Annotated in this window: 25 protein-coding genes, 1 tRNA gene and 1 pseudogene; 11 read left to right on the top strand and 16 right to left on the bottom strand. The window is 69.0% G+C overall.

From position 1 onward, the window contains the following. Window positions 1–33: 33 nt before the first annotated feature. Window positions 34–1,041 carry a class I SAM-dependent methyltransferase gene (locus EI982_RS06395; protein WP_157688706.1) on the top strand — a complete coding sequence of 336 codons (1,008 nt, stop codon included), beginning with the start codon at window positions 34–36 and terminating at the stop codon, window positions 1,039–1,041. Window positions 1,042–1,095: 54 nt separating this feature from the next. Beyond that, a tRNA-Thr gene (locus EI982_RS06390) sits at window positions 1,096–1,169 on the top strand. A 54-nt stretch (window positions 1,170–1,223) separates the two neighbouring features. On the opposite strand, the gene EI982_RS06385 is transcribed toward EI982_RS06390, so the two are convergent. From EI982_RS06385 to EI982_RS06375, 3 genes are read right to left on the bottom strand one after another with little or no spacing between them, the layout of a single operon-like run. After that, window positions 1,224–1,700: a metal-dependent hydrolase gene (locus EI982_RS06385; protein ID WP_157688704.1), complete on the bottom strand. Its 477-nt coding sequence runs from the start codon at window positions 1,698–1,700 to the stop codon at window positions 1,224–1,226. Then, entirely contained in the window at window positions 1,700–2,152 is a 453-nt protein-coding gene (locus tag EI982_RS06380; protein WP_157688703.1) for an OB-like fold-containing membrane protein, read from the bottom strand. The genes EI982_RS06385 and EI982_RS06380 overlap by 1 nt, the downstream gene beginning before the upstream one ends. A 51-nt stretch (window positions 2,153–2,203) precedes the next feature. Next, window positions 2,204–3,181 carry a DMT family transporter gene (locus tag EI982_RS06375; protein WP_157688702.1) on the bottom strand — a complete coding sequence of 326 codons (978 nt, stop codon included), beginning with the start codon at window positions 3,179–3,181 and terminating at the stop codon, window positions 2,204–2,206. A 64-nt stretch (window positions 3,182–3,245) separates the two neighbouring features. On the opposite strand from EI982_RS06375, the gene EI982_RS06370 reads away from it, so the two are divergent. Continuing rightward, a complete protein-coding gene (locus EI982_RS06370) occupies window positions 3,246–3,857 on the top strand; it encodes a class I SAM-dependent methyltransferase (RefSeq protein WP_157688701.1) in 612 nt (203 codons plus the stop codon). 1 nt (window position 3,858) lies between these two features. On the opposite strand, the gene EI982_RS06365 is transcribed toward EI982_RS06370, so the two are convergent. Then, a complete protein-coding gene (locus EI982_RS06365; protein ID WP_157688700.1) occupies window positions 3,859–4,239 on the bottom strand; it encodes a DUF2237 family protein in 381 nt (126 codons plus the stop codon). Window positions 4,240–4,276: 37 nt separating this feature from the next. Then, window positions 4,277–5,503, bottom strand: a complete 1,227-nt coding sequence (locus tag EI982_RS06360; RefSeq protein ID WP_157688699.1) for a HEAT repeat domain-containing protein — start codon at window positions 5,501–5,503, stop codon at window positions 4,277–4,279. A gap of 102 nt (window positions 5,504–5,605) precedes the next feature. Here EI982_RS06360 and EI982_RS06355 point away from each other — a divergent pair, with 102 nt between their 5' ends. After that, complete coding sequence (locus EI982_RS06355) at window positions 5,606–6,538, top strand: PGF-CTERM sorting domain-containing protein (RefSeq protein ID WP_157688698.1); 933 nt, start codon at window positions 5,606–5,608, stop codon at window positions 6,536–6,538. Between the two features lie 28 nt (window positions 6,539–6,566). Further along, entirely contained in the window at window positions 6,567–7,244 is a 678-nt protein-coding gene (locus EI982_RS06350; protein ID WP_157688696.1) for a DUF7547 family protein, read from the top strand. 19 nt (window positions 7,245–7,263) lie between these two features. Here the strand turns inward: EI982_RS06350 and EI982_RS06345 are convergent, their stop codons facing one another. The 5 genes from EI982_RS06345 to EI982_RS06325 form a co-directional block, all read right to left on the bottom strand. Next, on the bottom strand, window positions 7,264–7,515 hold the full coding sequence (locus EI982_RS06345) for a MarR family transcriptional regulator (protein WP_157688695.1): 252 nt from the start codon (window positions 7,513–7,515) through the stop codon (window positions 7,264–7,266). 172 nt (window positions 7,516–7,687) lie between these two features. Next, window positions 7,688–9,064, bottom strand: a complete 1,377-nt coding sequence (gene phaC / locus EI982_RS06340; protein WP_157688693.1) for a class III poly(R)-hydroxyalkanoic acid synthase subunit PhaC — start codon at window positions 9,062–9,064, stop codon at window positions 7,688–7,690. Continuing rightward, the gene (locus EI982_RS06335) at window positions 9,061–9,603 is read right to left on the bottom strand and encodes a poly(R)-hydroxyalkanoic acid synthase subunit PhaE (protein WP_157688692.1); all 543 of its coding nucleotides are present in this window, start codon (window positions 9,601–9,603) and stop codon (window positions 9,061–9,063) included. The genes phaC and EI982_RS06335 overlap by 4 nt, the downstream gene beginning before the upstream one ends. A 39-nt stretch (window positions 9,604–9,642) precedes the next feature. Then, window positions 9,643–10,065, bottom strand: a complete 423-nt coding sequence (locus EI982_RS06330) for a hypothetical protein (RefSeq protein WP_157688691.1) — start codon at window positions 10,063–10,065, stop codon at window positions 9,643–9,645. A gap of 54 nt (window positions 10,066–10,119) precedes the next feature. Continuing rightward, on the bottom strand, window positions 10,120–10,434 hold the full coding sequence (locus EI982_RS06325; RefSeq protein ID WP_157688690.1) for an AbrB/MazE/SpoVT family DNA-binding domain-containing protein: 315 nt from the start codon (window positions 10,432–10,434) through the stop codon (window positions 10,120–10,122). A gap of 153 nt (window positions 10,435–10,587) precedes the next feature. Here EI982_RS06325 and EI982_RS06320 point away from each other — a divergent pair, with 153 nt between their 5' ends. Then, complete coding sequence (locus tag EI982_RS06320) at window positions 10,588–11,235, top strand: MaoC family dehydratase (RefSeq protein ID WP_157688688.1); 648 nt, start codon at window positions 10,588–10,590, stop codon at window positions 11,233–11,235. A gap of 150 nt (window positions 11,236–11,385) precedes the next feature. Here EI982_RS06320 and EI982_RS06315 read toward each other — a convergent pair whose 3' ends face one another. The 3 genes from EI982_RS06315 to cyoE form a co-directional block, all read right to left on the bottom strand. Then, the gene (locus EI982_RS06315) at window positions 11,386–11,739 is read right to left on the bottom strand and encodes an OB-fold domain-containing protein (RefSeq protein ID WP_157688687.1); all 354 of its coding nucleotides are present in this window, start codon (window positions 11,737–11,739) and stop codon (window positions 11,386–11,388) included. Between the two features lie 2 nt (window positions 11,740–11,741). Further along, complete coding sequence (locus tag EI982_RS06310) at window positions 11,742–12,896, bottom strand: thiolase domain-containing protein (protein WP_157688686.1); 1,155 nt, start codon at window positions 12,894–12,896, stop codon at window positions 11,742–11,744. 126 nt (window positions 12,897–13,022) lie between these two features. Beyond that, window positions 13,023–14,378: a heme o synthase gene (gene cyoE / locus EI982_RS06305; protein WP_157691079.1), complete on the bottom strand. Its 1,356-nt coding sequence runs from the start codon at window positions 14,376–14,378 to the stop codon at window positions 13,023–13,025. 187 nt (window positions 14,379–14,565) lie between these two features. Between cyoE and coxB the strand changes: the two genes are divergently transcribed. Further along, window positions 14,566–15,369, top strand: coding sequence for a cytochrome c oxidase subunit II (coxB, locus tag EI982_RS06300; protein ID WP_157688684.1), 804 nt, complete (start codon window positions 14,566–14,568; stop codon window positions 15,367–15,369). Between the two features lie 12 nt (window positions 15,370–15,381). Here the strand turns inward: coxB and EI982_RS06295 are convergent, their stop codons facing one another. Next, a complete protein-coding gene (locus tag EI982_RS06295) occupies window positions 15,382–15,807 on the bottom strand; it encodes an FAD synthase family protein (protein ID WP_157688682.1) in 426 nt (141 codons plus the stop codon). 214 nt (window positions 15,808–16,021) lie between these two features. Between EI982_RS06295 and EI982_RS06290 the strand changes: the two genes are divergently transcribed. Beyond that, a complete protein-coding gene (locus EI982_RS06290) occupies window positions 16,022–17,929 on the top strand; it encodes a Hef-associated nuclease (protein WP_157688680.1) in 1,908 nt (635 codons plus the stop codon). Between the two features lie 14 nt (window positions 17,930–17,943). Here the strand turns inward: EI982_RS06290 and EI982_RS06285 are convergent, their stop codons facing one another. Further along, complete coding sequence (locus tag EI982_RS06285) at window positions 17,944–19,566, bottom strand: phospholipase D-like domain-containing protein (protein WP_199243751.1); 1,623 nt, start codon at window positions 19,564–19,566, stop codon at window positions 17,944–17,946. A 72-nt stretch (window positions 19,567–19,638) separates the two neighbouring features. Here EI982_RS06285 and EI982_RS06280 point away from each other — a divergent pair, with 72 nt between their 5' ends. The 3 genes and pseudogenes from EI982_RS06280 to EI982_RS18670 all read left to right on the top strand — a co-directional run. Then, the gene (locus EI982_RS06280; protein WP_157688678.1) at window positions 19,639–19,881 is read left to right on the top strand and encodes a hypothetical protein; all 243 of its coding nucleotides are present in this window, start codon (window positions 19,639–19,641) and stop codon (window positions 19,879–19,881) included. A 60-nt stretch (window positions 19,882–19,941) separates the two neighbouring features. Continuing rightward, window positions 19,942–20,730 (top strand): hypothetical protein, encoded by a 789-nt coding sequence (locus EI982_RS06275; protein ID WP_157688677.1) that lies wholly within the window; start codon window positions 19,942–19,944, stop codon window positions 20,728–20,730. 56 nt (window positions 20,731–20,786) lie between these two features. Next, window positions 20,787–20,905 (top strand): annotated as a pseudogene (locus tag EI982_RS18670) (phosphoribosylamine-glycine ligase); the annotation flags it as partial. 89 nt (window positions 20,906–20,994) lie between these two features. On the opposite strand, the gene EI982_RS06265 reads toward EI982_RS18670, so the two are convergent. Continuing rightward, on the bottom strand, window positions 20,995–21,840 hold the full coding sequence (locus EI982_RS06265) for an aldo/keto reductase (RefSeq protein WP_157688676.1): 846 nt from the start codon (window positions 21,838–21,840) through the stop codon (window positions 20,995–20,997). Window positions 21,841–21,862: the final 22 nt, after the last annotated feature.

Genomic DNA, 21,862 nt, shown 5'->3' with positions numbered 1-21,862 from the left:
CACCCTTACTCCCGCCGGGGACGATCCCTCGGCATGGAACGGCCGTGCGTTCGCGTCCCACGCGAGGCTGGCGAGCGAACCCGTCGAGCCCTTGCCGACGCCGACCTCGTCGACGAGGATCACGAAATCGTCGTCGACGACGACGTCATCTATCTCCCCGTGACCGACCCCGAGTCGCTGTCGGGCGACTACGAAGTGGTGTACCGCGACGTCCCCGCACACGACCGCCAGCGGACGCCAGCCGACCTGCTGGGGTTCGATCCCTCCTACGAGCGTCTCGGGGACGTGGCCATCCTCGATACGGACGACTCCGAACGCGCCGACCGGATCGCCCAGGCCATCCTCGAGTCGGATCTGCCGGTCCGGGCCGTGATCGACCGCGCCTCGAAAGTGAAAGGCGACCTCCGGGTGCGCGACTGGACCGTCCTCGCGACCGACCCCGACGACGGGGACGACCGCCCGGCGACGGAAACCGTCCACCGCGAGTACGGCTTCGAGTACCTGCTCGACCTCGCGGCGGTCTACTTCTCGCCACGCCTGGCCACCGAGCGCCACCGCGTCACCGAATCCGTCGCGGCCGACGAACGCGCCGTCGACATGTTCGCCGGCGTCGGCCCCTTCGTCGTTCCGATGGCCGCCCGTGGAGCGACCGTCGTGGGCGTCGACCTCAACCCCGCCGCCGTCGAGTACCTCCGCCAGAACGCGCGCCGGAACGGCGTCGCGGACCGCGTAACCGCCGTCGAGGGCGACGTGCGGGACGTCGCCGCCGACTACGCCGGCTGGGCCGACCGGATCGTGATGAACCTCCCCCACAGCGCCGACGACTTCCTCGACGCCGCCGTCACCCTCGCCGGCGACGACTGCGTCATCCACTACTACGACATCCAACACGAGGACGACCCCTTCGGCCCGGGCGAGGCGGCCATCCGCGACGCCGCCGAACCCGCGGGCTACGACGTCGAGGTGCTGACCCGACACGTGGTCCGGTCGTACGCGCCACACGAACTCAACGTCTGTCTGGACGTGCGACTGTCCCGGTGAGGGCAGGCCGTTTCGGAACCCTTATTTGAGTCATGGCAGTACGGTGGAGTGCGCGCCGGTGTAGCTCAGACTGGCAGAGCGATTCCTTCGTAAGGAATAGGCCGAGGGTTCAAATCCCTCCACCGGCTTTCTGCTGCGAACGACGTGAGCAGCGAAAGCTGTGACGGAACTGCCTGGACCCCTCACCCCTCCCGCCGCCACAGCCACACGGGCACGGCCACGGCGAGGGCGACGACGGCCGGCCAGACGTCGGTGCTCGCATAGAGGTTACCGGCCGGGGGGAGCCACGTCGACAGCGGGAAGAGGTAGGGCGGCGCGACGCCGTCGACGCGGATCACGAAGGCGTCCAGAAACAGATGACTGACGCCGCCGGCCGCGAGGGCGGCGAAGGCGGTCCGGCGGTCACGGGAGCGGATCGTCAGCGCGCCCACCCCGGCGAGGACGAGGGCGCCCCCGAGCGTGTGGAGGCCCCAGGCGGAGTACGGAACGCCGGCGACCACGCCGGTGCTGCGGTCCAGCACGACGGCGAGTTTCATCGCGTCGGGGGCGACGCTCCCGACCGTCACGACCGGGACGTAGCGGTCGTCGAGCCGTCCGGCGTCGGCGACGACGGCCGCGAGCACGTAGGCGACGAGCGCGTGCGTGAGCAGGTCGGGCATCAGTCGTCCCCCCGAGGGACGAACCGGAGTCGGTCGCGGTCGACGCGCCAGCGCCGGAGGAAGGCGCCGGCCGCGAGGGCGATGCCCAAAACGGAGACGCCGTACATGTAGCGTCGGTCGCCCGGCGTCTGGACGTGATACGTCCGGGTCTCCATGCGGTGGCCCGGACGGAGTTCGCCGTAGACCTGGATCCGATCCCCGACGTCGACCGCCGAGGGCGGCGGTGCGGAGAGTTCCAGGCGGAGGCCGTCGACGGCGACGACGACGGAGCCGTCGCGCTCGTCCGCGACGACGGGCCAGAGGTGGACCCGCTCGCCGACGTGCGCGTCGTAGTTCGCGTCGATAGCGCCGGCATCGGGGTAGACGGGGGTGCCGTTGAACTGGGCGCCGAACCCGACGGCGAGCGCGAGGAGGAGCAGACAGAGCCCCAGACCGGTGGCGACCCGTCGCATGGGCGTACCGACGCGGGTGTGGTACAACTACGTTGTGGAGTCGGAGGGGAGTCAGTCACCCGACCGTGATCCCGCGCGCTCGACCAGCCCGGCTGCCCGCCCGAGTTCCGCGGCGACGACGTGGCGTTCGAGGAGGCAGACGCCGGCGACGACGATACAGAAGCCGACGGCCGTCGCGAGCGTGACCGGTTCGCCGAGCAGGAGCCACCCGGTGAGCGCGGCGACGATGGGGACCACGTACGCCACCAGGTTCGTCCGCACGGGACCGATTCGCCTGATGAGGACGAAGTAGATGGGGTAGGCTACCGCCGTCGACGGGATGGCGACCACCAACACAGCGAGCACGAGGGTCGTCGTCGGCTCGGTCCGAAGCGCGGCCGCGGTTTCGCCGGCGGCGACGCTCCAGACGTGCAGGAGAGCGGCGCCGAGACCCATCGCCCAGGCGGTCAGCGGGATGCTGGCCATCGTCGCGTCGATGCGGCGCATGAGCACGCTCCCGAGGGCGATGATCGCCGCGGCGGCGAGGACGTACAGTTGACCGATCGTCGACCCCGACGTGAGGGTCTCGGGCGAGGGCTGGACGATGACGACGACGCCGAGCAGGCCGAGGAGGATGCCGACGGCCCCGCGGAGGTCGAGCCGTTGGCCGAGCAGGACGAACGCGACGGCAGGTGAGAGGATCGGATTGAGACCGTACATCACCGACGCGGCGGCGGGCGTGATAGCTCGCTGGCCGAGAAAGAGCAGGCCGTTGTTCGCAGCGACGATGGTCACCGCACCGACGGCGATGGCCACGACGTCGGCGCGGCTCCGCGGATACCACGCCGCGAAGCGCCACGCCGCGTAGGCGAGGAGGAGCGGCGCGGCGACGTCGAATCGGAGGGCGGCAAAGAGGAGTGGTGGGACCTCCGCCAGCCCGGCCTTGATCGCGACGAACGAACAGCCGAACAGTCCCCCGAGGAGGACGAACAGACCGGCGTTCCGGTAGCGGCCGACGGGCACGCTTGCCGGTCGTTCGTCGGCGGGCATGGGTGTGTCGATCCGTCGACGTGGCGGCGACGGGGACTTCACCCTGCGACGACTTCGTGGAGTCGTGACCGACGACCGAGAGCGCTGGAACGAGAAGTACAGCACGGACGAGGCGTTCGACCTGCCGGATCACCCCATTCCCGCCCTCGAACGCCTGATCGACGCGTTCCCGACGGGGCGTGCACTCGACGTGGCGACGGGGACGGGGCGAAACGCCCGGTTTCTCGCCCGACGGGGGTACGACGTCGACGCCGTGGATGTCTCCGACGAGGCGCTCGACCGGGCCGCCAGCGCGGCCGACGCCGAGGGCGTCGACGGCGTGACCTGGATCCGCAGTGACATCGCCGACTACACGTTCGAACCCTCGACCTACGACGTGATCACGGTGAGTTTCTTCGCCGCACTGGAACACCTTCCGGAGATCAAGGAGGCGCTGTCGCCGGGCGGGGTGCTGGTCTACGAGCACCACCTTCGGTCGAGCGATTCGATCGACATCGGCCCGTCGAGCGACCGCTACCGCTACCGGGCGAACGACCTGCTCCGTGCGTGTCTCGATCTGACGATCCTGGAGTACCGCGAGCGGACGCGACTCGACGACGAGGGGCGGACGCAGGCGGTCGCCACGCTCGTCGGACGGAACTCCGCGGGCGGGAGTCAGTCGTATCCGCGGGAGTGACCTATCCTTCGTACTCGTGATCGAGGAGCGTCGAGAACGGGATCTCCTCGAGGACGGCCTCGGTGGTCGCTTCGAGGACGACCGGCGGTGCGACCCCCTCGCGTTCGGCCTCGATCCAGCGACCGAGACAGACACACCACCGATCGCCGGGTTCGAGGCCCGGGAAGTCCAGTTCCGGACGCGGCGTGACCAGATCGTTGCCCTGCGCCCGCGAGAACGTCAGGAACGTCTCGGTCATCACCACACAGATCTCGTGTCGACCCCGGTCGGCGTCGAGGTGACGACAGCAACCGTCACGGAGGTAACCGGTCTCGGGATCGGTGCTACACGGTTCGAGGTCGGTGCCGAGGACGTTCGACTCCGCGGACGGGGGCGTGGACATGGCCGCAGTACGGTCGTCGGGGAGGAGAGGGTTTGGGTCAGGCCGGCTGCTCGACCGACAGGGCGTCGGCGGCCTGCGAGGCCTCGTGCTGGACGAGGTAGGCGCGGTCGTCGTCGTACTCGGCGGCGGCGGTGAGCGCGCGTTCGGTGCCGATCTGTCGCAGGGCCCACGCGGCCGCGGCGCGGACCTCGTCGCTCTCGTCGTCGTCGAGCACGTCCGCGAGCGGGTCGATGGCCCGCGTGTCGCCGATGAGTCCGAGAGCGCGGGCGGCGTAGGGTCGGATCCGGTCGTTGTCCGCGACGAGTTTGTTCGCGATGGGGCCGGTGGCCTCCTCGTTCCCGATCTCGCCGAGCGCCTTGAACGTCACCTTCTGGAGGCCGGGGTCGGAGTCGGCGTCGACGTACTCCAGCAGCGTCTCGACGGCGTCCTCGGCGCCCATCTTGCCGAGCGCCTTGATGCCGGGCTTGTCGCGCTTGCCCGCGCGCTGGTGCATGGCGTCGAAGGCTCCCTCGTCGTTCATCCGCGTGATCGCTTCGAGGCAGTGACGCTCCATGAACTCCGACTGGAAGCTGTCGAGTGCCAGCAACACCATCTCCACGTTGCCCTGCTGTTCCCACTCCTTGAGCGCCGCCCACTCGGGCGGGTAGTCCTTGTAGTGACCGAGGACGTCGTAGAAGCCCTGTGCACGGAGCTGTTCGTGGGTTTCGAGGTCGTCCCACTCCTCGGCGTCGTCGAGGCCGGCGGCGAGGTCGTCGGTCGCATCGAGCAGCGTCGCGATGGTCTCGGCGTCGTCGTCGGCGTCGAGGCCGGCGTCGGCGACGGCCGCAGCGGCCGCATCGAGGGCGTCGGCGTCGTCGCCGTCGAGCTCCGTCTCCAGGATCTCGCTCACCTCGGCGACGAAGTCCGCGACGGCCGCGGCGGCCTCGCCCTCGCCGTCCTCGGTCCACTCCGTGTCCGTGAGCGTCGCCGTCGCACTCTCGACGCCGTCGACGACGTCGCTCGCGTAGGGACCGCGAGCCGCCTCGAGGTCGTCGCGGAGGTCCTCGAGGTGCGTTTCGAGTTCCTCGCGGGGATCCGCTTCGTCCTCGTCCTCGGGTTCCGGGAGGTCGGCGGCGTCGAGGTCCTCGGCGATCCCGTCGAGCGTCTCCTCGACCGCGTCGAGGTCGCCCTCGGTCTCGGCGGCGTCGAGGTCCTCGGCGGCAGCGTCGAGGCGGGAGTCCAGGGTCTCGGCCGGTAGGTCGGTCTCGTCGTCCCCGTCGGTCATACGGACACACTCCGTGTGACTCTCAAAAGAGCGTTTCCATTCCCGGCAGGGGCCCCACCGCCGTCGCCAAGACCCATTACGCCCGATCACGTAGCCCCCCGTATGCGCCCCGCGTCGCCCTCCGGCAGCCGAACGGTCCTCGTCTGTACCGTCGCCGGCCTCCTCCTCGTCGGGAGCGTCGGTCTCGCCGTCGCGGTCGACGAGCCGCGGGACGCGCCGGCCGACACGTCGCCGCCCGTGACCGTCTACGTCAGCGAGTCGCTCGATATCTCGTCGGTCCAGCTCACCGGCGGCGGAACGCTCGGCACCGGCGAGAAGACGTTCGTCGCCACCAGCGGGAACGGCGCGTTCTCCGTCTTCGCCGAGGACGCGAGTTTCGACGGCGTCGACCCCGGCTCGTACGACGCGGACGCCGACGGCGACGACCGGGCCGACCTGCTCGTCGTGCGCCCCCGGATCACCGACCTCGAGGTGCGCAACGAGCGCGGGGTCGACGTCGCCGGCGACACCGTCGACGCCGACGACTTCGAGGAGGTGCGGATCACGGCCGAGTACAACTTCGCCGAGGCCGACCGCCTCGACGTGACGGTAGAGAGCCCGGACGACGTGGACCTCGCCGGGAATCGGCGGATCACCGAGAGCGGCGGGACGGTCACCGTCGACACGAGCGGGGCCGTGCGGGGCACGTACCGCATCACCGTCGAGGGAAGCGACGTCGACGACGGCTCCCGGACGGTCGAGGTGACCGTCGGCGGGGGTCGCACGGCCACCGCGACGCCCACGGCGACCGCCACGTCGACGCCCGAACCGACGCCGACGCCCACGGCGACTGCCACGTCGACGCCCGAACCGACGCCGACGCCCACGGCGACTGCCACGTCGACGCCCGAACCGACGCCGACGCCCACGGCCACCGACGCGCCGACCGCGACCCGCACGCCGACCGCCACCGAGTCGTCCGGTGACGGCTTCGCTCCCGTCGGCGCCGTCGTCGCCCTCCTGACGGTCGCGGGCGTCGCTCGGCGGCGCGAATAGGTAAATGCCTCCGGGCGCAAGTGACGGTATGAGCCGAAACGACGACGAGGTCGCGGGCGAGACGGAGGAGCTTGCGGTCCTGCTCGCGGACCTGGAACGGACCCTCGCCGACCTCCGGTCGGCCGTCGAGGACGACGTCCGCGACGGGGGACGGGAGGGACGCAACGAGGGCGTGACGCCGCCGCGTCGGCCGCCGACGCCCGGCGAGATCCTCCGGTTCACCGAGCAGTACACCATCCCGACGCTCGTTGCCCTGCTCGAAGCCACGGTCCAGTCCCTAGAACTGCTCCGGGCGGTGCTTCGACTCGCCGGGCCGCGACCGACCGAGGAACGCCTCCGGACCCGGCTGCGCTCGCCGGAGTCGCCCGACGCAGCGACGCTCCGGGAGACCCTCGCGGACCTGCGGGCGGCCCTCACCGGCGCGGACCTCCCCGAGGAGTCGGCGGCGGGGTCAGTGATCGCCGACGCCCGGTCGCTGACGACCGAAATCGACGACCGGCTGGCGTCCATCGAGGAGGAGCCGGATGCGGAACGCGAACGGCAGGACCGTTCGGAGTCGGCGACCGACGAACGGGGTGTCGCCATCGACGTCCGGGAGGGGAACGGGGACGACACGGCGGACGGATCGACCGACGTGGATGTCGACGCGGAACTGGCCTCGATCAAGGAGTCCCTGGAGGACGACGGGGCCGACGACGAGGAGTAGGCTCCGTGCGGGTGCGGGCCTACGCCGCCGAACTGACGTACTCGCCGTCGACGCGGTCGATGAGTCCCCGTTCGGTGAGGGTGTCGAGGACCGGAAAGAGGCCGATCTTCCGCATGTCGAGCGTGGACTGGAGGTCGTCGACGGTGACGCCGTCCGAGACGGCGACGAAGAGGTAGACGAGTTTGGAGTCGGTCGCGGTGAGTTCGTCGGGAACGTCGAAGCCGTCGGGGGTCGGAACGGCCGTCCGGGCCGCGTTCTGTGTCGTACTCATGATCTACCCGAAATGTTCTCTTTCCAAGTAATAAGTGCTTCCAACATATTCCTCATATTCTCAGAACTGGTAATATGTGTTAATATAACGCTCGTACTCAAACGATCGTTACTGGTCGTCGGGGAACGGTCGAGGGGGGTGGGCACCGTCGGCGGACCCGGCGGGAAGCGGTCTACGGCGTGCGTTCGTTCGCCGCCTCGATCCACCCGCGGATCCGCCCCTCGTCGATGTCGGCCTCGGCGGAGAGCGTGGCGGGTTCGGCGTCGGCGAGCGCCTCCACGGAGGTGACCCCCGCACCGGTCAGGCGTTCGGCGTACGCCGGGCCGATGCCGTCGAGTTCCTGTAGATCGGTGTCCGCGACGTCCGCCTCCGTCGTCTCGACGTCCTCGGCGACGGCGGCGTCGGGGGTGTCGGCTTCCGGCGGTTCGGCGGCGGGCTCGGACGGTTCGTCGTCGACTGGGTCGATCGAGCGCTCGGCGAACCAGTCGGCCACGTTCGGCCAGAGGTGTTCGTGGGTCGAACTCGACACGGAGAGCCCGATGTGGCCGGTCGAGAACTCCATGATCTCGGTGTCGTCGCTGGCGACCTTCTCGTTGAAGGGCTTGCTCGCCTCCGGCGGGATGAGGTGGTCGTACTCGCCGACCACCTGCAGCACGGGCATGGTGATGTCCCCGAGATCGACCCGTTCGCCGTTCAGCTCGAGTTCGTTGCGGTAGAGCTCGTTGCCCTGGTAGATGTCCTCCAGGAACTCCCGGTAGGCGGTTCCGGCGACGTCGATGGGGTCGTTGAGCCACCGCTCCATCCGGGCGAAGTTCTTCACGAAGTCCTCGTCGTCGATGTTGTCGTAGAGGTTGCCGTACTTCGTGACGTAGTTGTGGACGGGATCCATCAGCGCGAAGCCGACGTCGAGGAACTCCGCGGGCACGTTGCCGAAGGTGTCGACGATCGCGCCGGGGCTGAAGAAGTCCTCGTCGCCCCACATCTCGAGGATGCCGCCGGTACCGTCGAAACAGAGGCCGGCGGCCATCAGGCCGAGGTTGCGGACCTTCTCGGGGTGGAGCGCCGCGTACATCACGCTCATCGTGCCGCCCATGCAGTAGCCGAGGACGTTGATCGAGTCCTGGCCGGAGCGCTCGCACACCTCGTCGACGCAGTTGTCGATGTAGCGGTTGACGTAGTCGTGCAGCGAGAGGGACGTGTCGAGTTCGGAGGGTTCGCCCCAGTCGATCATGTAGACGTCGAAGCCGGCTTCGAGCATCCGGCGGATCACGCTCCGGTCCGGCTGGAGGTCGAGGATGTACGGCCGGTTGATGAGCGCGTAGACGAACAGGAGGGGCACGTCGTGGCGCTCCTCCTCGGGCACCAGCGGCTCGTAGTGGTGGAGTTCGAGCTTGTTCTCGCGGTAGACCACCTCGCTCGGCGTCTCGCCGACCTCCACCTCGGCCATCGTCTCCAGCCCGTCGGGGATGGCGCCGACCGACGACGTGTCCTCGGCCGCACGCTCCCAGAGGTCGCGCTGGGCGTCCAACGGGAAGGTGAAGGGGTTCATTGGTCGTCGAGCAACCGATCGAGCTTCTGTTCGATGGAGTGCTGCCGGCGTTCGAGTTCGACGAGCCGTTCGCCCACCTCGCGCACGTCGCCGACCGTCGCGAAGTTGAGTGCGTGGAGCGTCTCCTCGGACGCCTCGTCGATGTTCTGTCGCATGTTCATCGCCTCCTCGACGGTCTGGCCCGTCGCTGCCGCGAAGGCGGTCGTCGTCATCATCTCCTTGAAGGCCTCGTTGGCCGAGGAGAGCCAGATGTCGCGGAACTCCTCCGGTTCGACGTCCTCGCCGTCGAAGGCGGCGCCCATGCGTTCGAAGGAGGTTTCGGCGGCGTCCATCCACGCCTCGTAGGCGCGCATCGACCCCTCGTAGCCCTCCTGAATCCGCTCCTCGGAGAGGTTGTCCTCCATCGAATCCATCCAGGATTCGAGAAACGCCGACTGGGCGTCGAGGTTCCGGTCGAGGGCGTTCATATACGTCTCGGTCATGTGTTCGAGGAAGGCGTCCATCCCTCCGTCGAACGTACCGCTGGCATCGTTGGTCATCGTATGGAAATAGGGGGTTCGGGGTGGAATAGGCTCCGGTTACGCGGACTCGGTCAGTTCCTCGGCGGAGGCGACGGCCTCTTCGGTCGTCTCCTCGGCCTCGGCCTGGACCTGCTCGACGGCGTCGAAGCCATCAGCGAGCAGCTCGAGCTGCATCTCGGTCAGCTCGTCGTAGGTCGCCTCGGCCTCGTCGAGGCCGTCCAGGAAGGACTGCCAGGCGTCCTCGTGAATCTCGTCGACGGCCTCGAACTGCTCGTCGACGGCCGCTTCGAGTTCCGCGACGGACTCCTCGGGGAAGACGGACTTGAGACCGTCGAGGTAGGCCTCGATGGCCGACTTCGAGAGCGTGACGCCGCTCTTCTGGGCCGACTTGACCGACTCGAAGGAGCCGAACCAGGTCTCCATGGCGGAGCGCTGGGCGTCGACGCCGGTTTCGGCGGCACGGCGGGTCTGTTCGATCATCGTACGTTGCAGCTCGAAAGCCGAACTGAAGGGGTTGGTAGTACTCATTGGGTCTCACTCGGAGTTTCGTTTGACGGGGATGACGATCGTCTGGACGATGTCGCCGTCGTCGATACCGAGCGTCTCGCGCTCGGCGTCGGGAATGCTGATGCGACCCCCGCTCTGCACGCGGGTCTTGAACATCGCCGTGCCCATGCTCATCGCGCCCAGTTGCGAGAACCCGTCGAACCCGCTTCCGGAACCGCCCGACATGAACTGTTTGAACAGCTTCATCTGCTGCTCGACCGCCTCTTCGCTGGCGTCCTGAAACCCCTGGGCGAACGGCATGGGGGGCCACGACGGCGATCCATCGTCCTCGTCTTGCGTCATCCTTGTAACATCACAGGCGGCCCACAGGCATAAGCTTTACTTTAGTTACCACTCAATACCATTCAAAGACATCGGATGGTTTCGTCCGGATGTACCCGGCGACGAAAGCGACCAGTCTTTAACCGACCGACACCAATTATGGACAGACACACGATGCAGGAACGATCACGGACCCCGATGGGCAGCCTCACGGACGCGTGGGTAGAGTCGGGCAAACACTTCTCGAACAGCGTCGAGCACTTCTACAGCAGCATGATGGCCGCCAACCGGGCGATGTTCCCGGGGCTGTCGAACGGCGACGACCGCCAACCCCCCGTCTCGCCGGAGGTGAGCTACTCGAAGGCGGACTGGACGTTCGAACACGCCGACGAGACCGACGACGCCGACGGCGTCGTCAGCGTCGGCGACACCATTCGCTTCTCGAAGACGCTCACCGAACGGGAGATCCGGGAGTTCGCGGACGCCAGCGGCGACACGAACCGGCTCCACCTCGACGACGACTTCGCGGAACGGACCCGCTTCGGCCGACGGATCGTCCACGGGACGCTCGTCTCCGGGCTCATCAGCGCCGCGCTCGCGCGCCTGCCCGGGCTGACGATCTATCTCTCCCAGGACCTCCAGTTCCTCGGTCCCGTCGACATCGGCGAGACGGTCACCGCCATCTGCGAAGTCGTCGAGGACCTCGGCGACGGCCGCTACCGGCTCACTACCGTCGTCGAGGACGAGGACGGCGAGACGGTCATCGACGGCGAGGCCATCGTCCTCATCGACGACGCGCCCGAGGACGCCCTCGAAGACTGACCGTTCCCGGATCCCCGGTCACCTCGTTGCCGTCGCTCTTCGAGGCCGAGGACGTCGTCACGCATCCACGGTTCGTCGGCCCGCGTCGGGGACGAACCGCGCCCGCGGGAGCGACCGTGTCCCGTCCGGAACGGTCGCCGGCGATCCGACTCAGACCGGCTCGAACCGGTAGCCGTCCCACTCCTGGCTCTCGGGTTCGCGGATACCGGCACCGGGTTCCCGAAGCTCCTCGACGTACACCGGCCGTACCTCGTCGCCGATCTCGACGTCGTCGGTGGTCACGCCGCCGATCGCACGGACCGGCTCGCCGTCGACGTCGAACTCGACGATGGCGAGGGTGTTCGGTTCGCGGACGCCCGGTGGGGCCGCAGTGCTCGTCGTCCACGTGATCACCTCGGCGGTGTACTCGCTGAGGTCGACCGTGTCGACCGGTTCCTCGCCTCCGGGACCGATCGGGTGGCCCGGGTAGGTGATGCTGCCGTCGGGGTACTGGTACGCTTCCATCATTAGACTGCCTCCATGAGGGTGGTGATGACGCAGTTGCCGAAGCCGCCGACGTTACACGCCAGTCCGGTGTCGGCGCTGTCGACCTGCCGCTTGCCCGCCTCGCCGAGCAACTGTTCGTAGATCTCGTACACCTGTGCGACGCCGCTCGCGCCGAGCGGGTGGCCCTTCGATTTCAGGCCGCCCGAGGGGTTGATGGGGAGGTCGCCGCCCATCTCCGTGCGACCCTCCTCGACCGCCTTCCAGCCCTCGCCCTTCTCGAAGAAGCCGAGGTCCTCGCTCTGGAGGAATTCGAGGATGGTGAACATGTCGTGGAGTTCGGCCACGTCGACGTCCTCGGGACCCAGATCGGCCGTGTCGTAGGCGATCCGGCTGGACTCGACGACCCCGCGCATCGTGGTCGGGTCCGCGCGCTCGTGGACGACGTGCGTGTCGGTCGCACCGCCCACGCCCGAGACGAGCACGTAGTCGTCGGTGTACTCCCGGGCGACGGACTCCGGACAGAACATGAGCGCCGCGCTCCCGTCGGTGATGGGACAGAAGTCGTAGAGCCGGAGCGGGTCGGCGACGATGGGCGACTCGAGGACCGTCTCCAGGTCGACTTCCTTCTGGAACTGGGCGTGTTCGTTGTGGACGCCGTGACGGTGGTTCTTCACCGCGACCTTGCCGAGGCTCTCACGCGGGGCGTCGTACGTCTCGAGGTAGAGCCGCGCGGTCAACCCGGCGAAACTCGGGAGCGTCACGCCGTGTTTGTACTCCGCCGGGTGAGTGATGGAGGCGATGACGTCCGTCGCTTCCGGCGTGGTTCGGTGGGTCATCTTCTCGGCGCCCACGAGCAGCGTCATGTCGCTGGCGCCGCTCGCGACCGACTGCCAGGCGTGTTTGACGCCGGCCCCGCCGCTCGAACTCGTCTGGTCGATACGGGCGGTGTACGCCGGCATCGCCGCCAGGTCGTGGGCCACGGCGTTCATGATGCCCGTCTGTCCCTCGAACTCGCCGCTCGCCATGTTCGAGACGTAGAGGTGATCGATCGCATCCGGTGAGACTCCCGCGTCCTCCAGACAGGCCGTGCCGGCCTCCGAGAGCAAGTCGAGGACCCAGCCGTCCCGCTGGCCGAACTGCGTCATCGACGCGCCGATGATCGCGACGTTCTCCATACACCCGTTCGCGACGGCCACCGGCTTACCGTTTACCCTTGTCCGCTCATAGGGGTATCGTAACTGTCCATAGATTCTCGCCGGGAGGGTCCGGCGAGAATCTATGATGACTTCCGATGATCCCTATCAGAACGCCAGCGTGTCGACGACGACGGCGAGCAACAGCGCCCCGAGGTAGGCGTTCGAGGCGTGGAAGGCCCGGAACGCCGCTGATTCGGTCCGGTCGACGTGGAGCCGAACGACCGCCCACAGGAACGCCGCCCCCAGCGCGACGGTAGTGAGGACGTAGAGCCAGCCGAGCGACTCCCAGGTCGCCAGCACGCCGGCACCGACCAGCGTCGCCGCCAGCCACCAGAGGATGTGTTTCCGGGTCTCCGTCTCGCCGCGGACGACGGGCATCATCGGGAACCCGCCGCGGGCGTAGTCGTCCTTGTACGCCAGCGCGAGGTTGTAGAAGTGCGCGGGCGTCCACAGGAAGATGACCGTCGCGAGCACGAGGCCGCCGAGGCCGACCGACCCCGTGACCGCCGCCCACCCGATCAACGCCGGGAGGGCGCCGGCCGCCCCGCCGATGACCGTGTTCTGGACGGTGTTCGGTTTCAGGATCAGCGTGTAGATCACGCTGTAGAAGACGATGGCGATGAAGCCGAGGACGGCGACCAAGGGGTTGACGGCGGCGAAGGCGACGAGCGACCCGAGCGTCAGCAGACCGCCGAAGGCCAGCGCGTTGCGAACCGACACCACGTCGGTCGCGATTGGCCGATCGTTGGTTCGGTTCATTCGCCGGTCGACGTCCCGTTCGAGGACGTGGTTGAACGTCCCGCTGGCGCCGATGGAGAGGACGCCGCCGAGCAGTGTCAGGACCACCGTGCGCGGTTCGAGCGCCGGGCCGGCGGCGAGTGCCATCCCCGCCGAGGCGACGAGACAGAGCAGCCACATCAGGCGTGGCTTCGTGAGCCGGAGGTACGCCCCGGCCACCGCCCGCACGCGGGCCACCGGCTCCTCGGGGAGCGCCGACGGCTCGGGGTCTGCCGGGACCGTGGGCGGCGAGAGGTCCTCGGGGTCCGTGACGGATCCTTCCGACGGATCGCCGGTCTCCGCTTCGAGCGTCCAGGCGAGGGCGGCGACCAGTCCCCCGAAGATGACGATGCCCACGAACAGGTGTGCTGCCGAGAGCACGGCGGTCGCTCCGGTCGTCGCGACGACGGCTCCGAGGGCGGCTTGGACGGGGTAACAGCACATCGAGACGGCGAGGGCGGCTCGGACGCGACGGCTCCGGTTCCCGCGCCACGCGGCGACGCCAGCCACGAGGACCAGTAAGCCGACGGCGACGGCGGCGAGGCGGTGGCCGATCACCAGGGTTCCGGCGACGGTCGTCGGGAGCGCCGTCCCGTCGCCACACGCCGGCCACGCGCCACAGGTCGAGGCGGCGTCCGTGACGGCGACTGTCGTCCCGACGAGTACGAGCAGGTACACTCCCATCGCGCTCGCCGCGAGCAGACCGGGGACGCGGTCGGTCACGCGAACCACGTGTCGATCACTATCGGGACTTGGCAATCCGCCTATTTAGGAGCCCCGCTTTTTCTCACCCCACGGTCGGAACCCCGACGCCGGCCGATCCGCCCTATCAGTAGCTATTTACGGGGGAGATTCTAACGGCCCATAGAGCATGAAACGGTCGCGCCTCCTGCTGGTGTCGCTGCTGTCGGCGGTCGCTCTCTCCCTCGCCGCCGATCCAGTCGCGGCCCAGAGTTCGGTGTCCGCAGAACTCATCAACAACCTGAACAACAAGCTGTTGCTGATCGCCGTCCCCATCACGCTCCTGGTGGAGGGCATCCTGATCTACACCGTCTACCGGTTCAAGAACGCCGACGAGGCGTCGCCGACCGAGGAGAACCGTCGACTGGAGATCACCTGGACCGTCGCCACGGCCATCATCCTGCTTTTCGTCGGCGTCGCCTCCTACGGCGTCCTCGCCAACGAGAACGTCACCTTCGAGGGCGGCGAGGACGAGGTCGCCCCCGACGAGGGCGACGTCCTCGTCAACATGGAGGGCTTCCAGTGGGGCTGGCGTGCGAGCTATCCCCAGGAGGACGTCTCGCTTGCCAGTACGGCGCCCACCATCGTGGTCCCAGTCGGGCAGGACATCTACTTCAACGTCACCTCGAGTGACGTGTTACACGCCTTCCACGTTCCCGAGATGGGGCTGAAACAGGACGCCATGCCCGGGCAGTCCAACGTCATCAAGACCAGGACGCTGGAGACGGGCACCTACCAGGGCTACTGCGCCGAGTTCTGTGGTGTCGCCCACTCACAGATGTACTTCGAGATCAAGGTCGTCTCCCAGGACGAGTACCAGCAGTTCCTCGAGGAACAGCAGGGCGACTCCGCTAGCGACCTCGAACCCGAGGGGACCGACGACGTCGTCCGCGCACACGACGAGGCGGCCGCCCAGGCACCCGCCGTCGCGTAACGACCGACTCTTCTAACACCGACGCTCGACGATCCGGTCGACGATCCGTCCCGTCGAGGACAGTTCCTCCGCGGGCGCGTCGCGCGCCGACGCCCGCTCGACCCGACAGTCGATGCCACGGTCCCGGAGGGCGGACTGGAGTCGCTCCTCGTCGTGGTGCTGGTCGTAGCCGAGGACGATGACGTCGGGGTCGATCCGTTCGATGGGGACGAAGATGTCCTCCGGATGGCCGAGGTGGGCCTCGTCGACGACGTCGAGTGCGTCGACCATCCGTCGGCGCTGTCCGTCCGACAGGATCGGTTTCGGCTTGTGGGTCACGTTCTCCCCGCGGGCGACGATGACGTGGAGTCGATCACCCATCGCCGCGGCGTCGGAGAGGTAGTGGACGTGGCCCGGGTGGAGGATGTCGAACGTTCCCTGGGCGACGACGACGGTCATGGGTCGCGGTCGACGCCTCCCCGCCGCGGGCGTCCGGCCGTGCCCGCGACGGTGGGTCGCTCGGCGGTCCGGTCGACGGGGTCCGTCCGGAGACACCGCATGGCTACGCGTCGGTGGCGTCGCCTTCTAAGGGTTCCGGATGGTGGGCGGCGCTCCGGACGCGGGGCGGGCGTATTCTGCAAGGCTTAACTTCGGGCACCGATCACACAGTGGTATGACAGCTGGGAATGCCGGGGATTCCGGCACTGACACCCGGGGTGACTCCCGCCCCGTCGTCTACGATCTCGCACCCGACTGCACGGCCGAGGACGTGGAGGTGGGCGAGTACTACCACGCCGTCGTCAACGGCGTCGTCGCCTACGGTATCTTCGTCGACGTCTCGGACGAGGTGTCCGGGCTCGTCCACGAGTCGAACCTCGACGGCGACTTCGACGTCGGCGACCGCCTGCTCGTCGAACTCGACGAGGTCCGCGACGACGGCGACGTCGCCTTCGCGGAGGCCGACCTGGACGACTATCGCACCGTCGCGGTCGATCACCAGCCGACGATCACGCCCGTCGAGGACCTCTCGGTCGGCGAGACGGTCACCGTCGAGGGACGGATCATCCAGGTCAAACAGACCGCGGGGCCGACCGTCTTCCGTTGCTGTGACGCCACCGGCATCGTCGCCTGCACGGCCTTCGAGGAGGCGGGCGTCCGCGCTCACCCCGACGTGGAACTCGACGACGCCGTCCGTATCTCCGGCGCCGTCGAGGAACACGAGGGGAGCCCACAGATCGAGGTCGAATCGCTCGCTCGACTGAGCGGGTCGGCCGCCGAGCGGGTTCACGAGGCCGTCGACGCCGGCCTGTCCGAACGCGCCGCCCCCCACGACGTCGAGCCGCTGGTCGAGTGGGAGGAGTTCGAGAAGCTCCGCCCCGGTCTCGAATCGCTCGCCAGACGACTCCGGCGGACCGTCCTCGAAGGGCGGCCGATCCGGGTCCGACACCACGCCGACGGCGACGGCATGTGCGCCTCGCTCCCGGTGCAGGTGGCGCTCGAACGCTTCATCACGGCCGTCCACGACGACGAGGACGCCCCGCGCCACCTCATCAAGCGCCTCCCGAGCAAGGCGCCGTTCTACGAGATGGAGGACGTGACCCGCGACCTCAACTTCGCGCTCGAAGGCCGCGAGCGCCACGGGCAGAAGCTCCCCCTCCTGCTCATGCTCGACAACGGCAGCACCGAGGAGGACGTCCCCGCCTACGAGAACCTCGCACATTACGACGTGCCCATCGCCGTCGTCGACCACCACCACCCCGACCCCGAGGCGGTCGAGGACCTGCTCGACGCCCACGTTAACCCGTACCTCCACGGCGAGGATTACCGCATCACCACGGGGATGATGTGTGTCGAACTCGCGCGGATGATCGACCCGGAGATGACCGACGAACTCCGGCACGTTCCCGCGGTGGCGGGGCTGGCCGACCGCTCGAAGGCCGAGACGATGGACGCCTTCGTCGACCTGGCCGGCGAGGCGGGCTACGACCGGACGGACCTCGTCCGCATCGGCGAGGCCCTCGACTACGCCGCCCACTGGCTCCGGTACAGCGAGGGCAAGATCCTCGTCAGCGACGTCTTGAACGTCGACTGTGACGACGAGCGCCGCCACGAGGAACTCGTCGACTTCCTCGCCGACCGGGCCGAGCGCGACATCGACCGCCAGTTGGCCGCGCTCGACCCGCACGTCGAACACGAACGGATGGACAACGACGCCCACCTGTACCGGGTCGACCTCGACGACTTCGCCTACCGGTTCACCTACCCCGCTCCGGGGAAGACCACCGGCAACCTCCACGACCGGAAGGTCGAGGAGACGGGCGACCCCGTCATCACCATCGGCTACGGCCCCGACTTCGCGGTGCTTCGCTCGGACGGCGTCCGCCTCGACATCCCCGAGATGGTGGCCGAACTCGACGAGGAAGTCGTCGGCGGCGGCGTCTCCGGCGGCGGCCACCTCGTCGTCGGCTCGATCAAGTTCGTGGAGGGAATGCGAAGCGAGGTGATCGACGCGCTCGTCGACAAGATGGCCGACGCGGAACTCGACGAGGCGCTATCGAGCGCGACGACGCTCGACACCTGAGCGGCCCCGACCACCTACCGCCTCTCCTCGAATCGGATCGTCTTCCTCGCGACGACGACGGCGACGATCAGCGCCGCGAGCGCGCCGGCCGCGAGGATCCACGCCGTCCGCCCCGTGCCCTGCCCCCAGTCGGCGGCGAAGGCCTCCCGGAAGTACGTCGCCAGCTCGTCGCTCCGGACGGCGACTGCCACCTCGCGGTTGTCGGATACGGCGTTCGCGTTCCAGTTCAGGCTCCCGACGACCACGACGTCGTCCGCGACGACGCCTTTGGCGTGAACCTTCTCGTATCGACCCCGTGGCTCGGCGAGGCGCGCCGAGAGCGGCAGGTCGCGCCGCTCGGCCACCCCGTTCAGCCAGTCGACGAGGGCGGCGTTCTCCTCCGCGACGTACCACGCCCCGGAGAGCAGGACGCGAACCCGGACGCCGCGCTCGGCGGCCCGAACCGTCGCCCGGAGGAGCGGCCCGTCGCGACGGCCGACACTCGGCTGGATCACGTCCACCCGGTCGTCGGCGCCGTCGATCACCCCCACGACGGCCGCCTCGGCGTTCCCCGGCGCGGTGAGGACGCGAACGCTCCCGGTCGTCGCCGCCGGATCGATCCGCGACGGGTAGCTCCCGTTCGCCGGCGTCCCCGGTTCGAACGTCTGCCCCCGCCGGTATCGGCGCCAAGGAACGGCGTCCCGCCCGCCGGCGTCGCTCCGAAAGAGCCCGGCGAGGTCGTTCGCGACCGACCGGGCGTCGACGACGACGCCCCATCCCCGACTGCTCCGACCGCCGACGCCCGCCGGTTTCCAGTTCTCCGACAGCACGAGCGCCCGGTCGTCGACGACGGCGTACTTCGGGTGGTGGTACTCGAAGCGGGCGTGCGGGCCGCCGAGGACCGACACGTCGATCCCCGCGTCGGCGAGTTCGTCGAGGACCGCGGCCCCCTGCGCGGAGCGGCCGCCCACCGGATCGGCGTCGACGAGGACGCGGACCTTGACCCCGCGCTCGGCGGCGGCGACGAGCGCGTCGGCGACTCGGTCGCTGGTGAACGTATAGCCCGCGAGCAGCAGTCGGTCCTCGGCGCCACGGAGCGTCCCGACGGGCACCCCGGGCGAGTCCGGGAGGAGGAAGCCACGGACCGCCGCGGTGCCGTGGCGCCGGACCTCGCGTGGCTCGAACCCGACGGGACGCCACCGGCGGCCGTCGTCGCCGAGGACGAGTCGTTCGCCCTCCGGGGCGTCCCGGTAGTCGAGGGTCGCGACGGCGACACCGTCGCGGCGGAGCACGAGCCGTTCGCCGGCGTTCGAGAGCGACAGTCGGTCGACGCCGACGACCGGCGCCTCGGCCAGCCGTCGTGTCGCGTTCGGGTCGTCGCCCACGGCGAACCGCGTTCCCGGGCGCTCGGCCGGATCGTCCGGAAGCGCCACGGTCGTCTCGCCGTCGCTCAGCGTCCAGTTCGCGGCGACCCGCGGGACGTCCACGACGACGAACTCGCCGGCGTCGCCGTCCGCGACCGGGTTGGGGACGGCAGCGACGAAGGCCGGCGGATCGGTGGCCGTCGCGGCCGCGGGCGCCGCGACCAGTGTCGGCGCCGCGAGGACGAGGGTGGCCGCGACCACGAGCGTCGGACCGAGGAAACGGGTACTGGGCACGGCCGGCCCTGGCCCCGCTCTCACGGATGAAGCTTCGGAGGATTTTTGTCCCCGTCAGTCGCCCCTCCGGGCATGGTCGCGGTCGCGAACGCACTCAGACTGCTCGGATCGGCGCTCGGCGCGCTCGGCGGCGCGCTGGTGTTCGTGGAGTTCTTCCAGATGCCGAGCTACGTCGAGTACAACGAGGAGTTCCAGGATTACCGGATCGAGGGGAATCGCACGGAGGTCCGGGAACACACCTGGATCGGCCGGATCGGGGGCTTCTGTCTCTCACTCGGGTTCGCCCTGCTCTTTCTGGCGACGTTCCTCGGCTAGTCGGCGCCGCCGCCCGAGTGTATTAGTGGATCGCCCACCAACGGCCACCGAGGATCGACCGTGTCACCTTCCCTCCAGCAGTTCATCGACGAACTGGAGTCCCACCGGCGCCGGATCGTCGTCGTGAACGGGACGGCAGTCGACGAGCAGATCGGGGACATCGTCGATTACTTCGATCGGTTCGACCTCGAGACGGAACACGTCTCCGCGTCGGCGCTTCCCGACGCGTTCCTCGTCCTCACCGACGGCGACGACTATCTCGGCTCGATCGGCGTCGCCGAACTCCACGAGTACCTCTACGACTCCTTCGCCGGCGACGTCGATCCCGATCCGGACGTCGAGATGGGCCGGAGTCCCGCAGTCGAGGGCTTCCTCTCCCGACTCGACGGCAACGTCTACTCGTTGTCCGCCGAGGGGAAACTCGCGCTGGCCTGCGTCTCGCACCTCCTGGAGACCCGCGCGTGGCGTCGCGGGCTCGGCGAACTCCACGCGGGGATCCAGCGGTTCTCCCTCCTCCGCGACGACCCTGCGCTGTGGTCGCGATACCGGAAGCTCGCGGCGTGCGGGGTCGAGACGTCGGTGTACGGGCAATCCGACTGGACGCCCGCGGACTGGCACGGCGTGACCGCCTACGCCGACGAGTCGGGCGCCTGCCTCGGCGACTACTGGTTCGTCGCGTACCGCGGCCCCGAGGAGCGTGACGACGGCGCCCTGCTCGCCCGCGAGGACGACGACGGCCGGTACACCGGCTTCTGGACGTTCGACTCCGACACCGTCGACGCCATCGTCGACACGCTCGTCGGCGACCACCAGTCGACCCTGACACGCCTTCCGGACGGCCCGTCCTGACCGGTCGCCCTGTCGCCGAGCGTGATACCTCTGCCGTCCCGCCGCTTCCGGGCGGTGTGGACGCCCACCGCATTCTCTTCGTGTCGGCCGACGCCGCCCTGCTCACCGACCTCGCGTGGCAGATTCACGGGGGAGCCACGACGTGAAATACGACGTCGAAGCCGAGTGCGACCGGGGTTTCTCTACGTCGGCAACGAGGACGACGGCAGTGACGTCGTCGACGTGCCGACCGCCTACGAGGAGGCGTGAGCTCTCCCGGCTCCCCTAGGCGGACAGTCGCGCCATCTCGTCGTCGGTGAGGTCGAGTCCGGCCGCGGCGACGTTCTCCTCCAAGTGATCGACGCTCGACGTGCCGGGAATGGGGAGGATCACCGGCGAGCGCGCCAACAGCCACGCGAGCGCGACCTGTCGCGGCGTCGCGTCGTGGGCGTCGGCCACCGCTCCGAGGGTGTCGGCTTTCGCCCCGAGGTCGCCGCCCCCGAGCGGGAAGTAGGGGACGAAGCCGATGTCGTTCGCCTCGCAGACTTCGAGGACGTCGTCGTGGGTGCGGTCGGCGACGCTGTACTCGTTTTGTACCGTCGCTACCTCGACGACGTCCCGTGCACGCTCCAGTTGGTCGACGGAGACGTTGCTGACGCCGACGTGACGGATCAGGCCGCGGTCTTTGAGGTCGGCGAGCGCCCGCATCGACGCCTCGATGGGGATGTCGGGGTCGGGCGCGTGATACTGGTACAGGTCGATCGTCTCGACGCCGAGTCGGTCGCGGCTACAGAGCGCGGCGTTCCGGAGGTAGTCGGGGTCGCCGTGGCGGAGCCAGTCGCCCTCCGGCGAGCGGAGGAGGCCGCCCTTGGTTGCGACGAGGGCCTCCCCGGGCGTCCCGGCCTCGCGGAGCAGGCGTTCGCTGGTTCCCGGCCCGTAGGCGTCCGCCGTGTCGACGAAGTCGACGCCGAGTTCGACCGCACGGTCGAGGACGCGCCGGGCCTCGGCGGCGTCGTCGGGCGGGCCGAGGACGCCCTCGCCGGTGATGCGCATCGCACCGAATCCGAGGCGGTTGACGGCGTGGTCGCCGCCGACGGCGAACGTCTCACAGGTGTCGTCGAGCGATCGCATGGGGCCCGTAGGTCCGCCGGCG

Source organism: Haloplanus salinarum (assembly GCF_009762275.1).
In the GTDB taxonomy this organism is placed as follows: domain Archaea; phylum Halobacteriota; class Halobacteria; order Halobacteriales; family Haloferacaceae; genus Haloplanus; species Haloplanus salinarum.
The sequence above is the reverse complement of the archived record's forward strand: the minus strand, read 5'-3'. Positions and strand labels throughout refer to the sequence as shown.